Annotated in this window: 13 protein-coding genes; 5 read left to right on the top strand and 8 right to left on the bottom strand. The window is 57.6% G+C overall.

What is annotated here, in order from left to right; all coding sequences use genetic code 11:
* Positions 1-63: 63 nt before the first annotated feature.
* Positions 64-1,767: a M28 family peptidase gene (locus ELE36_RS10855; protein ID WP_165371569.1), complete on the bottom strand. Its 1,704-nt coding sequence runs from the start codon at positions 1,765-1,767 to the stop codon at positions 64-66.
* A 251-nt stretch (positions 1,768-2,018) separates the two neighbouring features.
* On the opposite strand from ELE36_RS10855, the gene ELE36_RS10850 reads away from it, so the two are divergent.
* Together ELE36_RS10850 and ELE36_RS10845 are read left to right on the top strand one after the other, a co-directional pair.
* On the top strand, positions 2,019-2,864 hold the full coding sequence (locus ELE36_RS10850; protein ID WP_129833206.1) for a helix-turn-helix transcriptional regulator: 846 nt from the start codon (positions 2,019-2,021) through the stop codon (positions 2,862-2,864).
* A 73-nt stretch (positions 2,865-2,937) separates the two neighbouring features.
* Positions 2,938-3,357 (top strand): SRPBCC family protein, encoded by a 420-nt coding sequence (locus ELE36_RS10845; protein ID WP_129833204.1) that lies wholly within the window; start codon positions 2,938-2,940, stop codon positions 3,355-3,357.
* A 49-nt stretch (positions 3,358-3,406) separates the two neighbouring features.
* Here the strand turns inward: ELE36_RS10845 and ELE36_RS10840 are convergent, their stop codons facing one another.
* Positions 3,407-4,588: a BaiN/RdsA family NAD(P)/FAD-dependent oxidoreductase gene (locus ELE36_RS10840; protein ID WP_129833202.1), complete on the bottom strand. Its 1,182-nt coding sequence runs from the start codon at positions 4,586-4,588 to the stop codon at positions 3,407-3,409.
* A 43-nt stretch (positions 4,589-4,631) separates the two neighbouring features.
* A complete protein-coding gene (locus ELE36_RS10835; protein ID WP_129833200.1) occupies positions 4,632-5,549 on the bottom strand; it encodes an oxygenase MpaB family protein in 918 nt (305 codons plus the stop codon).
* A gap of 111 nt (positions 5,550-5,660) precedes the next feature.
* On the opposite strand from ELE36_RS10835, the gene ELE36_RS10830 reads away from it, so the two are divergent.
* Both ELE36_RS10830 and ELE36_RS10825 read left to right on the top strand, forming a co-directional pair.
* Positions 5,661-6,449, top strand: a complete 789-nt coding sequence (locus ELE36_RS10830) for an ABC transporter ATP-binding protein (protein ID WP_129833198.1) — start codon at positions 5,661-5,663, stop codon at positions 6,447-6,449.
* On the top strand, positions 6,446-7,249 hold the full coding sequence (locus ELE36_RS10825) for an ABC transporter permease (RefSeq protein WP_129833196.1): 804 nt from the start codon (positions 6,446-6,448) through the stop codon (positions 7,247-7,249). The genes ELE36_RS10830 and ELE36_RS10825 overlap by 4 nt, the downstream gene beginning before the upstream one ends.
* Positions 7,250-7,265: 16 nt before the next feature.
* Here the strand turns inward: ELE36_RS10825 and ELE36_RS10820 are convergent, their stop codons facing one another.
* On the bottom strand, positions 7,266-7,775 hold the full coding sequence (locus ELE36_RS10820) for a pentapeptide repeat-containing protein (RefSeq protein WP_165371568.1): 510 nt from the start codon (positions 7,773-7,775) through the stop codon (positions 7,266-7,268).
* An 8-nt stretch (positions 7,776-7,783) separates the two neighbouring features.
* On the bottom strand, positions 7,784-8,671 hold the full coding sequence (locus ELE36_RS10815) for an acyltransferase (RefSeq protein ID WP_129833192.1): 888 nt from the start codon (positions 8,669-8,671) through the stop codon (positions 7,784-7,786).
* A gap of 243 nt (positions 8,672-8,914) precedes the next feature.
* Here ELE36_RS10815 and ELE36_RS10810 point away from each other — a divergent pair, with 243 nt between their 5' ends.
* Positions 8,915-10,498, top strand: a complete 1,584-nt coding sequence (locus tag ELE36_RS10810) for a S10 family peptidase (protein WP_129833190.1) — start codon at positions 8,915-8,917, stop codon at positions 10,496-10,498.
* Positions 10,499-10,587: 89 nt separating this feature from the next.
* On the opposite strand, the gene ELE36_RS10805 is transcribed toward ELE36_RS10810, so the two are convergent.
* From ELE36_RS10805 to ELE36_RS10795, 3 genes are all read right to left on the bottom strand, one after another.
* Complete coding sequence (locus ELE36_RS10805; protein WP_129833188.1) at positions 10,588-11,433, bottom strand: PhzF family phenazine biosynthesis protein; 846 nt, start codon at positions 11,431-11,433, stop codon at positions 10,588-10,590.
* An 86-nt stretch (positions 11,434-11,519) separates the two neighbouring features.
* Positions 11,520-12,626, bottom strand: a complete 1,107-nt coding sequence (locus ELE36_RS10800) for a pyridoxal phosphate-dependent aminotransferase (RefSeq protein WP_129833186.1) — start codon at positions 12,624-12,626, stop codon at positions 11,520-11,522.
* 8 nt (positions 12,627-12,634) lie between these two features.
* On the bottom strand, positions 12,635-13,585 hold the full coding sequence (locus tag ELE36_RS10795; RefSeq protein ID WP_129833184.1) for a CorA family divalent cation transporter: 951 nt from the start codon (positions 13,583-13,585) through the stop codon (positions 12,635-12,637).
* Positions 13,586-13,612: the final 27 nt, after the last annotated feature.

Below are 13,612 nucleotides of genomic sequence, written 5' to 3'. Positions count from 1 at the left end.
GCGTTTTCATGCGTATCGAAAGTTCGCGCCGAGTCGTTGGCGTTGACGACTACCGCAATACGTTCAATGCGCGCTTGCGGCATGTAGTGAATCGCTGATCGAGCGATATACAGTGCCCGCTTGATATTTCGGCCACTCGCGACTGTTGGCGAGAGTTGCGCCGACCGCATATGACACTTGCAGATCCTGCACAATGCCACGCAGATCCCAATGCGGATCGAACTTGTCGGCGGGAGTATGGTAGCGATGATTGCCATAATCGCTGCGCGTCGACTGCGCGAAATCCTGGCTGCGCAGACTCATGCCTTGACTGCGCGTACCGCCTGCCATGTACAGCACCGGCACGCCGGCGAGCGCGAAACTCAAATGATCCGAGCGGTAGAAACTGTCCGCTTGCGATACGTCTTCCGCAGCGATGACTCGACCTTGGGCAGCGACCAAAGGTTTCACGATCGCATCCAGTGTGGAATAACCGAGCCCGACCACGACAAAATCGCGCGCCGGTCCGATCGGCACCAGCACATCGAAATTGATATCGGCGACGATATCTTGCAGCGGAATCGACGGATGTCTGGTGTAGAACTTCGAGCCGATCAAGCCTTCTTCTTCGAAGGTCGGAATGAGGAAAACGATACTGCGTTCCGGCTTTGGATTTTGCGTCGCGAACTGGGCAGCAATTTCAAGCACGCCAGCAACGCCGCTCGCGTTGTCGATTGCGCCGTGATAAATGTTGTTGCCGGGTTCGTTCGGATGCGTACCGAGATGATCCCAGTGCGCGGAATAAATAATCGCTTCGTTGGGATATTTGGAGCCGACCAGTTTTGCAATCACATTGCGAGATTCGCCGATTACGATGCGACTTGCCAGCGCGATATCGAGCTTGGCATCGGTCAGCACGACCGGCTTGAAATCACGCTGGCCAGCGGCTGCGCGCAATCGCGAAAAATCCAGACCAGCACTCGCAAATAGCGATGGTGCAACATCCCCGTTGATCCAGCCCTGCACCGGCAAACGTGACTCAGCGCCGTCCGCAGGCAGATCGAATTGCGCTTTGCTCCAACGCTTCTGCAACGCGTACCAATCATAACCGGTGCCGCGTTTGTCGTGGATGATCAGTGCCGCCGCGGCGCCCTGGCGCGCTGCTTCCTCGAACTTGTAGTTGGGTCGCGCATAAAAATTCAGGCGATGATTTTCGTAGGGTGTGGCGGCTGCCATGTGGAAATCTGGCGCGCCGCTCAGCATCACCACGGTCTTGCCCTTGATGTCGATGTCGGCGTAATCGTTCCAATTTTGTCCCGGCGCATTGATGCCGAAACCGACGAATACCATCGGACTGTCTTGCAGTACTGTTTCGGATTTTCCGGTGCGCGTAGCGATCAACATCTGCGTGCCGAACAATAGCTCCTGGTGTTTTTCCGGCAGCACGATCTGCATGCTGCTGCGCCTGACATCGGTGCTGCTGGTCATCACCGTGACGGTCTGGAAATAGCTCTCGCCATTGCCGGGCGCCAGACCCATGCGCTGGAATTGCGCTACCAGATATTGCAAGGTTTTTTCTTCGCCCGCCGTGCCCGGCGCCCGACCGCCGAATTCATCCGACGCCAGTATTTTGACATGCGCCGCGAAGTCCCTGGCTGAGATAGTCGGCGAAAAGCCGATACCCTGAGTGGCTGTTTTTGCCGTCGATGGCGCCGCTTCCGGAATGATTTCGCGGGCTTGTAGCCCGGCGCAGACATCCATACCAAGACAAACGGCAATCAAGCTCATGCGCGCATGGGCGGCTATGCCACTTTGCCGAAGAAATTTCGTCATGCCGAACGCAAACGTGTCCGATCCGCATACGATTGCGATGGGCTTTGCATGGTCATGTCGTTCGTCCCGTTCATCGAAGCGGTCGGCAGTGGGTAATGATTCCATAACGCTGATCACGCGCGTATCGTGACAGATTGATGGCGAAGAATGGATACAAAAATACGCAGATGGTCAGCATGCACTGACGCCGATAGGATCTATCAGCCATGACGACAACAACCTTGCTGCGGCGCAAATCCATCACGGTCGTCGACTACCGTTGCAGCGCCACGCCGCGCGATAAATCGTTTGTCGAACTGTACGATGGTTATTCGCTTTCGTATGTGCGCAAGGGCAGCTTCGGCTTGCGCAGTCGCGGTCGCATATCCGAGCTTGTCGCCGGATCGGTGATGGTCGGTTATCCGGGCGATGAATTCATCTGCACGCACGATCATCATGTTTGTGGTGACGAGTGTTTGTCTTTCCAACTTGCACCAGAACTGATCGACAGCATCGACGATCGCAGCGCGATTTGGCGAACCTCCAGCGTGCCGCCATTGGCGCCCTTGGTTGTGCTCGGTGAACTCGCGCAATCAGCAGCAACGGCAGACAGCAATTTGGGACTCGATGAAATCGGCATGCTGTTTGCCGCGCGTTTTGTCGAGCTTGTATCCGGACGGCAACACCAGTATTTGCCAACCCGCGCCAACGATCGGCGGCGTGCGGTGCAGGCGGCGCTGTGGATAGATGCCCATGCGCATCAAGCCATCGATCTGGCAATCGTTGCGAGCGAAGTCGGTTTGACTGCGTTTCATTTTCTGCGCCTGTTCGCCACGGTGCTCGGCGTGACGCCACATCAATATCTGTTGCGTTGCCGTTTGCGCAATGCGGCGAGTCTGCTCGCGAGTGATACGTGCGCGATCACCGATATCGCGCTCGATGTCGGATTTGCCGATCTGTCGAATTTCGTGCGCAGCTTTCATCGCGCCGCAGGTGTATCGCCACGAAACTTTCGTTACGCGGCGCAAGGAAACCGCAAGATTTTCCAAGAACGCCTGATTGCCTCGGCCTAGCATGCTGTTCGTCCGCGAAGAAAGCGGTGAACGAATCAATCACCGGCAATATCAAGTCTGAGAGGGAAACACGATGGCATCCATTCACCAGGAAATTTCTATCGATGCAAGCCCAGAGTATATATGGGCTGCCGTTGCCGATGTCGGCGCGGTGCACACGCGGCTGGCGCCGGGTTTTGTCGTCGACACGCAGCTTGAGCCCGGTGTCAGAATCGTCACGTTTGCGAATGGCCTCGTGGCTCGCGAATTGATCGTTGCGATAGATCACGACCGTCGTCGCCTGGTTTGGGCTATCGTCGGCGGCAGGCTCACGCATCACAATGCATCGTTGCAGGTATTTGCCGAGGATGCCGGGCGCAGCCGTGTGCTGTGGATCGCCGACCTGTTGCCTGATGAACTCGCGCCGAATATCGGTGCGATGATCGTGCAGGGTTTGCGTGTCATGCAACAAACGCTGGAACACAGCGTGGCGCAAGCAATACTTTCCCGCTGATGTGTTGCCTGATGGGCGCGTTATACAAATCACACTAATAGGCCAGTGCTCAGATAGCGCTACCGGCGGCGTGTCCGGATGCCCACGCCCATTGAAAGTTGTAGCCGCCCAGATGGCCAGTGACATCCACCACTTCACCGATGAAATACAGGCCCGCAACCAGCCGCGATTGCATCGAGCTGGATGACAGTTCTTCGGTATCCACGCCGCCGAGCGTGACTTCGGCGGTGCGATACCCTTCGGTGCCGCTCGCGACCAGTGGCCAGTTTTCGAGTTGGCTGGCGATCTGCTGTAGTTCGTTATCGCGATACTGGCGCATCGGTTTGCTGGTCAACCAGATTTCGCAAAAACGCAACGCCAGCCGACGCGGCAGGATATCGGCCAGCACGTTTTTCAACTCGGCCAAAGGTCGCTCGGCTTGCTGTTCGCGCAGGCGGGCGAGGGCATCGCCATCGGGCAACAGGTTCAGGCGCAGATCATCGCCGGGATTCCAGTACGACGAAATTTGCAGGATCGCCGGACCGCTCACGCCGCGGTGCGTGATCAACAAACCGGCGCGGAATGTTTCACCATTGCATTGACTCTCGACTGTCAATGCCACGCCGCTGAGATCCTGCAAGCGCTCGTGATGTTTGCCGCTGAGCGTGAGCGGCACGAGGCCGGCACGCGTCGGCAATACGTGGTGACCGAATTGGCGCGCGAGTTCGTAACCGAAGCCGCTCGCGCCCATGCTCGGAATCGACAAACCGCCACTCGCGACGACGAGCGCCGCAGCGGCGAAGGTGCCGAGTGCGGTCTCGATACGAAAACCACCGTCGCCGCTTTTCACGCGCGTGATCGTGCAACTGGTTTCGATACGCACATTCGCCGCGGCGCATTCATCCAGCAGCATGGACACGATCTGCTTCGAGGAATCGTCGCAAAACATTTGCCCGAGTTCCTTCTCGTGATAGGCGATACCGTGGCGCTCGACCATCGCGATAAAGTCGGCTGGTTTGTAGCGCGCGAGGGCAGATTTGCAGAAGTGCGGATTGGCGGAAAGGTAATTGCCCGGCGTCACGCCGAGATTGGTGAAGTTGCAGCGTCCGCCGCCCGACATGAGAATTTTCTTGCCGACCCGATTGGCGTGTTCGATCAGCAGCACGCGTCGCCCACGCTGACCCGCAGTGATCGCGCACATCAGCCCGGCGGCGCCACCGCCGATGATTATTACGTCGAAGTTTTCGGTCATGGCGATCGTGCGGTCGAGTTCAGTGGGTGGCTTGTATTTTTGTTCACGGCCAGCGATACAGCGCGTCCGGCGCGAGGCCAAGCCGGCGACACGCGCGTGCGGCAATGCCGTCATCGAGCGCGGCGCGGAACAGTGGCGCGATGCTCCACAATGTCGTCGCGGCGATCCGCGCTTGAGCACGCTGAATCGTACTTTCGCGCAGCAGGACTCTGGCCCAGTCCGGCAACAATACGGCACCGGCGCCGAGAAACAGATTGCGTGTCACGCCCGCTGCCGGCACCGGCAGGCGGATGCGTGTAAGGATATCCAACACGATGCGCGAGCGCTCGCTGAACTCGAGTTCGGCCCGTTTATCGCGGAAATAATCCATCACCTCGCTGTGCGATGCCGGCACATTCCGCGCACCGAGCGCTTCGGCCACACGTCGGGTTTCGTCGTAATAACGATCTACCGCCTGCTGTGGCAAACGCGCGTGGCTGTAACGCCGATAACCTTCGAGAAATCCGTACGCCTCGGTGATGTGCACCCAGGTCAGCAATGCCGGATCGTCCGCCGAATAGCTACGTCCGTCGGCTGCGGTGCCGCGCACGCGCGCATGAATTTGTCGCACCTTCGCGATCAAGGCCTCAGCCGGTGCGCGCGCCGCGTACGTGGTGCCGGCGACAAAGGCAGTAGTGCGACGCAGGCGTCCGACCAGATCGGTGCGGAAATTCGAATGATCCCACACGCCCGCCAAAGCGAGGGGATGCAGCGTCTGCAACATCAGCGCGCACAGACCGCCCGAAAGCATGCCCGGAAAGTCGGCATGAATTTTCCACGTAATACTTTCCGGACCGAACAAACCGGGATCGCCAAGCGGCTCGTCATAGCTCAGCCCGAGACTCGGATCGCGCGGAAAAGCGCTGATCACCCAGCGTCGAATCTGGGCGCGAGCAGGTGAAGCAAGGGAGGGCAACGGCATGCAAAAAAATTCCAGAAAACGATCGGTGATCCGGCATACTCGCGGCAGGCGGATGATGAATCTGCCGGTCGCGCAAGCCATGACCTGAATCAAAACTGACATGCTAACGGAATGAGTGTGCACGAAGCGAAAATCAATACGATAGCTGATCCCGACATCATTCTTTCGGTGCGTCATCTGCGCAAGCAATACAGCGCGACGGTCGCCGTCGATAGTGTTTCGTTCGAGGTGCGGCGCAATGAAATCGTCGGTTTGCTCGGGCCGAACGGTGCTGGCAAAACCACCACGATCAACATGATCCTCGGCGTACTCGAACCGAGCGCGGGTGAGATCGAAATCGAGGGCATCGCGCTGGCGAAACAACGCACTCGCGCCCTCGCACGGACCAACTTCGCGGCGGTGTATGCGCCGTTGCCGGGTAATATGACGGTGTATCAGAACCTGCGGTTTTTTGGTCTGATCTATGACGTCGCACAGCTCAATGCGCGCATCGAAACCTTGCTCGATCAATTCGAGCTGCGCCGATTCCGCGACACAAAATGCGGCGTGCTATCTTCCGGTGAACAGACGCGCGTCAGTCTGGCCAAGGCGCTGTTGAACGCGCCGCAACTGCTGTTGCTGGATGAGCCGACGGCGTCGCTCGATCCCGCTACCGCGCAGGATATCCGCCGCAGCATTCGCGATATCGCCACGCATGGTAACGGTGGAATCTTGTGGACGTCGCACAATATGTACGAAGTGCAGGACGTCTGCGATCGTGTGCTGTTCCTGTCGCACGGTCGCATTCTGCTCGAAGGCAATCCGAAAACCTTGCCCGGCGAACACGGTGTTGCATCGCTCGAAGAATTGTTCATCAGCCTCGCGCGCGAACCGCTGGCGTATGCGGAGAGCGGACGATGAATCCGCGTCGTATCTACGCTATTTTCCTGCGCCAGTTTTATCTGCTGCGCAGCAGCCCGACCCGCGTCGTGCCGCTGTTCGCCTGGGTGGCGATCGATATCGTGCTGTGGGGATTCATCGCGCGTTATCTCAATACCGTGTCATCGCCGGGCCACGATTTTGTGCCGAGTCTGCTCGGTGCAGTGCTGCTGTGGGACTTTTTCACGCGTGTGATGCAAGGCGTGACGATCGCCTTTTTCGAAGACGTCTGGTCGCGTAACTTTCTCAACGTATTCGCCACACCGTTGTCGATCTCGGAATACGTTAGTGGCCTGGTGCTGACCAGCATCGTGACCAGCCTGATCGGTTTGGTGGTGATGCTGGTTTTGGCGACGACGGTATTTGGTTTATCGTTTTTTGTTTACGGTGTACTGCTGGTTCCGTTCGTCGCCGTGCTGTTTTTGTTCGGCATCGCACTCGGCATTTTTGCCAGCGCGCTGGTGTTGCGTCTCGGGCCGGCGTCGGAGTGGCTTGTGTGGCCGATTCCAGCGCTGTTGTCGCCATTCGCTGCGGTGTTTTATCCGTTGTCCGTTTTGCCGCACTGGATGCAGTGGATCGGTTATGTCTTGCCGCCATCGTATGTGTTCGAAGGCATGCGCGCGGTAGTCGCGGGCGCAGCATTTTCGTCGTCGTCATTATTGATCGGGCTGGCGCTCGCGCTAATCCAGATCGTGCTCGCGTATCTGTGCTTCAGCCGGGTTTATCGCTCGGCGGTGCGCAGCGGATTGCTCGCACGCTACAGCGCTGAGAGTGTGGGCTGAGTGTTGCTCAGCCGATTCATTTTTTGCGTTTGTGTGCCTTGGCGATCGCCTCGGTCGATGCGAGCTCGTTAAAGTGAATCAGTCCGTGACTTTTCGGGTGATAGCCTTTCGGAAAAATAGTGCGGTCGTCGAACACAGCACCATCAAGTATCGCACCGTTCAATACGGCATCCGTGAAGTCGGTGCCGAGGATGGAGGTTCGTCCGCCCAGATTGTCGCGCCCCAAATTCGCAGAGCGGAAATTCGCATGCCGACATATCGCGTCATTGAGAAACGCTCCTCGCATGTCCGCACCTGTGAGAATCGCAAAGCTGAGATCGGCACCAGTGAGATGGGCCCAATACATTTCCGCCCCTGACATATTTTGACCTTGAAGCTGAGCAGAATATCCAAACACTCCCTGCATGTCCGCGCCGGCCAAACCGGAGGCAAGGTCGGCGACACGTATTTTGCACAATACCTCGCCGAGGTCATCACGTATTTCGATGACGTGTTTCCGTGGTTTTTTAGTCCCTGAGCCCGGCACTTCTGCTCCTAATTCAGGCGCTCGAAAATCGTGTCCTTGTCCTTCCAGATGCCGTTGGCCCATTGCTGGAACTGCGCGCGGAACGACGGATTGTTTTCGTAGTCGCCGTGCATAAGTTCGGCCGGAATCGGCAGCTCACGCACTACCACGCTGACTTTTCGCACACGTCCGGCGAGCAGATCCACGAGAGTCGGGCGACCATCGGGATAGACGATCGTGACATCGATCACCGATTGCAGAATCTCGCCCATGCTGTCGAGCACGAACGCGGCACCGCCGGATTTCGGTTTCAGCAGATGCGCGTAGGGCGATTGCTGGCGCGAATGTTTTTCATCAGTGAAGCGCGTGCCTTCGACGAAGTTCATCACCGACACCGGCAGATCGCGAAAACGTTCGCAGGCTTTACGCGTTTCTTCCATATCCTTGCCGGCCAGCTCGGGATGTTTTTTCAAGGTCGCGCGTGAGTAGCGGCGCATGAACGGAAAATCCAGCGCCCACCACGCCAGGCCAAGCACCGGCACCCAGATCAATTGCTGCTTGAGAAAAAACTTGAGGAACGGAATGCGCTTGTTGAAGATTTTCTGCAGCACTGGAATATCCACCCAGCTCTGGTGATTGCTGAGTACTAGATACCAGCCGCGATAACGCAAGCCGTTGAGCCCTTCGACCCGCCATTCGATGCGCGTGAAAACGCGGTACAACACGCTGTGTACCGCAATCCAGTCTTCCGCCAGCAGCACCAGGATGCGCGAACAAACGCGGCGGAATCCCTTGATCGGCACGATCGCCTTGATGATTGCAAACAGAAAGAGTGGGGTGACATGCAGCAACAAATTCAGCGCGACCAGCAGGCACACCAGCGGCAAACGAATGAAGGTCGGTAGAAAGGTGAGCATCGTTTTCCTGAGTGGTGATCAATGGCACAAAGTAGGGGATTATCGCCAACCGCGCCATTTGCAGCAATGCAAGATCACTCCTCGGGCGTAGCGCGGTGGCGCGAAGCATTTTTCGCGGAGGTATTGCGGCGTGACTTCTGGGAGTGTAACCGCATCGCCGCGTGCGCCAGACTGTAATCGGCAACGTGGCGCTGGCGATCTTGGCTGGCACCGCAACTAATCCTCCCGAGCAGAGAAAACACCATGAAAACCTTGTGCACCGCCGTGATCGTCACCGCTTTGTCGGCGCTTGCCGCGCCGAGTTTCGCCGAAGATGCGCCGGCCAAGGATGCCAAGCCCGATGCGGCAAAACAGGATCAGCCCAAGCCCGAAAAGCTTGTCGCCAAACAATCCGAGACCGATGGCGCGGTGACCGTCGAGGGCAAGCACATCGATTACAAGGCGGTTGCCGGCACGCTGATTCTGGACGATAAAAAAGGCGTCGGCACGGCCAGCATTTTCTACGCGGCGTATTTCAAGAAGGGTGCGGATGCATCGAAGCGCCCCGTTACTTTCATCTACAACGGTGGCCCGGGATCAGCAACCGTCTGGCTGCATATGGGCGCGTTCGGGCCGAAGCGTGTGGTGACCGACGACGATCAACACACCGCACCGGCGCCGTACGGCCTGATCAATAACGATTACAGTTTGCTCGATGCCAGCGATCTGGTTTTCATCGATGCGCCGGGGGCGGGTTTCAGTACGTTTGCCGACAAGGAAAAAGGCCCGAAGGATTATTTCGGTGTCGATCCCGATGCCGAGGCCTTCGCACAATTCATCGGCAAGTTCCTGTCGAAATACGGTCGCTGGAATTCACCGAAATACCTGTTCGGCGAAAGCTACGGCACCACGCGTTCGGCGGTGCTGGCGAATCTGTTGCAGAGTGAAAAAGCGATCGACCTGAATGGCGTGATCCTGCTGTCGCAAGTGCTGAACATGGCGATGCTGATCGATTTCCCGCAGATTAATCCCGGCGTGGATCTTTCGTATCAGCTGGTGCTGCCGACATATGCGGCAACGGCGTGGTATCACAAGAAACTCTCGAATCGTCCGGCCGAACTCAAGCCGTTCTTGGCCGAAGTCGAGCAGTTCGCGATGGGCGAATATGCGCAGGCGCTGGCGGCGGGCACGGCGCTTGATCCGGCGCGCAAGCGTGCGATCGCCGAGAAGTTGCACAGTTATATCGGCCTGCCAGTCGACTACATCGAACGCGCCGATCTGCGTATCAATGGTGGCGAGTTCGAGCATACCTTGCAGATCGATGAAGGCCTGACTACTGGTCGCCTCGACTCGCGTTTCTCCGGCCCAACGATGGACGCCTTGGAGCAGGGCGCGGCTTACGATCCGCAGTCGGCGGCTATTTCCTCGGCGTATGTCGCGGGCTTCAACGATTACGTGCGCAAGCAACTAAAGTTCGGCCAGGACGACACGTATCACCTGTTCGCGGAAGGTACATTCCCGGGCTGGAAGTTCGAGCACAAGCAACCGGGCGCGCCGTTTCCGGTGCCGGGTTTTCCGAACGTGATTCCCGATCTGGCGGCGGCGATGAAATACAATCCGCGTCTGAACGTGATGTTGAACTCGGGTTATTTCGATCTCGCTACGCCGTTCTTCACGGCCGACTACGAAATGCGCCACCTGCCAATTCCGCAGAGTCTCGTGAAGAACATCGAGACGCATTATTACGAGTCGGGACATATGGTTTACGCCCATCTGCAGTCGCTGAAAGAGCTGCATGACAACGTCGCGAACTTCATCAACAAGACCGATAATATCGGTCCGCAATAAGTATTCGAGACCGCTCGGAGTTTGGCTCAGGCTGATTCATCCTCTCGCAATTTTGGCGAGAGGATGAATCGCCGCTCAAGGAACACAAATTACGGCAAGCTGATCGTGCCGCTGCCAAGCACGATGACGCGTCCGCCTACGAAGATGTTTTTATCCGCATCCACACCCAGCTTTAGCGTGCACGGACGACCGGTGCGCTCGCCTTGCGACAGCGTCCACGACAACGGTAACGTGTGCTTGGTCGCGACCAGATAACCGCCGAGATTCGCGCACGCCGAACCGGTGCCGGGGTCTTCGATGAAAGCTGCACCTTGTGGAAAAAAGAATCGCACCAGCGCGGTATCGGCGCCGGTCTTGGCAAACACGTAGGCCATCGCGCGCTGGCCGTTATAGCAATCGCGGCGCAACAATACGGCGTCGATTTCCACCGCGTGCACCGCCGCCGCATCGCGCAGAGGAATCACCAACTGATTGCTGCCAGTGTCAATCCACAATGGATCAGCGACGATCGCATCGGCATCCAGCCCGATCGCCGAGGCGATCTGCGCGCGCGTGGCGGTTGGCTCGGTCACGCGTGGCGCTTGCGCTGACTGCAAGGTCCAGTGATCGCCGACGGCAGTGACCGGAACGATGCCGACATGCATCTGCAACGTCACTGCATCACCGCTATTACGCAGTCCGCGCAATACATGGGCCGTGCCGAGGGTTGGATGACCGGCGAACGGCATCTCGAATTCGGGCGTGAAAATGCGCACATGCGCGATGGCCGTGTCGCTCGGAAAAATGAACGTGGTTTCGGAAAGATTGAACTGCAGTGCGAGCGCCTGCATCGTGGTCGTATCGAGTCCACGTGCATCCTCGAACACGGCCAGTGGATTGCCGCTGAGGGCGGAGTCGGCGAAGACGTTGACGATCTGGAAACGGTAGTCGGACATGCGGCTCTCTGCGAAACAAGGGATAGTCGAAATCGAATTCTTCGCGTGGTGCGGGCGAAGCCTCGACATGATTTCCAGTCTAGCCGTTAGACCTTTGTTTCGTCCAAAGACCGCGAAATATTTTCCAGTCCCTGTTTCAATTCGGCCGTGCTCGGCCAGCCGAAACCAATACGCATGAAGGTGCGTTCCTGCTCGAACCAGTGCCCCGGCCCAACGAAGGTCTGATAGGTTTCATTGAGCACGCGATAGAAATTTTCGATATCGATGCCCGCACTTTTCTTGATGCGCGGAAAACACACCACACCACCTTGCGGATGTATGCACTCGATCCGTATTTCACCGGCGAGCCATTGCAATACGACTTCGCGATTCTCCGCGATCTTGGCGCGGATGGCCGGTAGAAACCGATCGCGTTTTTTCAGATATTGCCACGCGACTTCTTCATCGAGCATCGAGCCGCAGATAAAAATCTGCTCCTTTGCGGCGAGAAAGGTTTGCATCAATGTCGCATTCTGGCAAACCAGCCAGCCGAGGCGAATGCCGGGCAGGCCATAGGTTTTCGACAGGCTGGCGACGCTGATCACGTGCGATCCGAGCGATGCGGCGAGCGGCGGCAATGCGGCATAAGCCATGTCGCGATAGGTTTCGTCGACGAGCAGCAGACAACCTTTTTCTGCCGTGATTTCAACCAGTCGACGCAGCTCCGTTTCGGTCAGCATCACGCCGGTCGGATTGTGCGGCGTGGTGACGCTGACCAGTCGCGTATCTGGCTGGATGCGCGCCGCAAGCGCGTCGATTTCAATACGAAATCCTTGCTCGAAAGTGAGATCGAAAAAATCGATCTGCGCGCCGATCGCGCGCGGTGTTTCGATATTCGTCGCATAATTCGGTCGCACCACGAGCAGCCGGTCACCGGCCTGCAGCAATGACGTGGCGATGATGAACAATGCCGATGCCGCGCCGACGGTAAGCAGCACATCATCGGCGCGCACAGCGAAATCCTGCGCGAGCAATTCGCGCAGTGCTGGATGGCCGCGATGGTCGCCGTAACACAGTACGAGATCCTGCAGGTTCAAGCCGAGCTCGGAGAATTTGCAATCGCGAAACGAGCTTTCGGTCAGATTGAATTTGATATTGCCGTAACCCATCTGTTCCGGCGATTCGATCTCGATCGGCATGCGTACATATTTCATGCGATGCCCTACAGCCAGCCACGTCGCTTGAACCACAACAGCGGCAGGATGCAACTCACGAGCATCGTCAGCAGCGCCATCGGATAACCCCAATTGGTCGCGAGCTCAGGCATATTCTTGAAGTTCATGCCCCAGATGCCAGCGAGGATTACCGGCGGAATGCCCGCGACCGACGCGACTGTCAGCACCTTCATCACCTCGTTCTGATCGGTGTTGATAATGCCGAGAATCGCATCCAGCAAAAACTGCAATTTGTCGGTAAGCTGCGCATCGAATTCGTTGAGTGCGACCAGATCGTTCTTGGCCAGCAGCAGACGCGCGAGACTCGGCATGTCCATGCATTTCGGCTTGCCGTCGTGAGCGAACGTCACCACGCGCAGCACCCCGATCAGCGAGCTGCGCATGCGCGTGAGGCGGCTTTCCAGACGCGCTACTTGCAACATCGGTTCGCGCAGTGAGCTTGAACGTTTGCCAGCGCCGGCAAGCACTTCATGCGACAGTTGGCCGAGCTCTGCGGCGATGGCTTCCATCTGGTCTGCAGCGAGATTGATGATCGTCTCCATGATGGTGATGAACGCATCGATGCTGGTAACGTCCGTGTTTTTTTCGATGCGCGACTCGGCCAGATCAAACGCCTGCGAATCACTGTAACGCAGCGATACCAGCACGTCGGACGTCAGCAAAAATCCCAGCGGTGTAGGCGCTTCGTTGCTGTGCGCCGCATCCGAAAAATACGGAATGTTGAGATACAGCACGTCGCCTTCGGCACGAATGCGGCTGGAAAGTTCGATGCCGCTGATCTGGTCGCGCTCGGGGATGTTCAAGCCAGTTGCATCTGCCGCCTGCTGTTTTTCTTCGGGCGTGGGATTGAGCAGGTCGAACCACACCGCGTGATTTTTTTCCATCGTTGGCGCTGGCTTGGATGATGGTATTGCGGTGGTCGGATAAATCTTTAGCATGAGGTATCGATCCGTGCAGGAAAATGT

Origin of the sequence: Pseudolysobacter antarcticus, from assembly GCF_004168365.1 — a bacterium.
GTDB lineage: Bacteria > Pseudomonadota > Gammaproteobacteria > Xanthomonadales > Rhodanobacteraceae > Pseudolysobacter > Pseudolysobacter antarcticus.
The sequence above is the reverse complement of the archived record's forward strand: the minus strand, read 5'-3'. Positions and strand labels throughout refer to the sequence as shown.

What these genes read in the sequence shown, in the direction of transcription:
- ELE36_RS10855 (WP_165371569.1), bottom strand. Translation starts at nt 1,767, where the DNA reads ATGAGCTTGATTGCCGTTTGTCTTGGTATGGATGTCTGCGCCGGGCTA.
- ELE36_RS10850 (WP_129833206.1), top strand. Translation starts at nt 2,019, where the DNA reads ATGACGACAACAACCTTGCTGCGGCGCAAATCCATCACGGTCGTCGAC.
- ELE36_RS10845 (WP_129833204.1), top strand. Translation starts at nt 2,938, where the DNA reads ATGGCATCCATTCACCAGGAAATTTCTATCGATGCAAGCCCAGAGTAT.
- ELE36_RS10840 (WP_129833202.1), bottom strand. Translation starts at nt 4,588, where the DNA reads ATGACCGAAAACTTCGACGTAATAATCATCGGCGGTGGCGCCGCCGGG.
- ELE36_RS10835 (WP_129833200.1), bottom strand. Translation starts at nt 5,549, where the DNA reads ATGCCGTTGCCCTCCCTTGCTTCACCTGCTCGCGCCCAGATTCGACGC.
- ELE36_RS10830 (WP_129833198.1), top strand. Translation starts at nt 5,661, where the DNA reads ATGAGTGTGCACGAAGCGAAAATCAATACGATAGCTGATCCCGACATC.
- ELE36_RS10825 (WP_129833196.1), top strand. Translation starts at nt 6,446, where the DNA reads ATGAATCCGCGTCGTATCTACGCTATTTTCCTGCGCCAGTTTTATCTG.
- ELE36_RS10815 (WP_129833192.1), bottom strand. Translation starts at nt 8,671, where the DNA reads ATGCTCACCTTTCTACCGACCTTCATTCGTTTGCCGCTGGTGTGCCTG.
- ELE36_RS10810 (WP_129833190.1), top strand. Translation starts at nt 8,915, where the DNA reads ATGAAAACCTTGTGCACCGCCGTGATCGTCACCGCTTTGTCGGCGCTT.
- ELE36_RS10805 (WP_129833188.1), bottom strand. Translation starts at nt 11,433, where the DNA reads ATGTCCGACTACCGTTTCCAGATCGTCAACGTCTTCGCCGACTCCGCC.
- ELE36_RS10800 (WP_129833186.1), bottom strand. Translation starts at nt 12,626, where the DNA reads ATGAAATATGTACGCATGCCGATCGAGATCGAATCGCCGGAACAGATG.
- ELE36_RS10795 (WP_129833184.1), bottom strand. Translation starts at nt 13,585, where the DNA reads ATGCTAAAGATTTATCCGACCACCGCAATACCATCATCCAAGCCAGCG.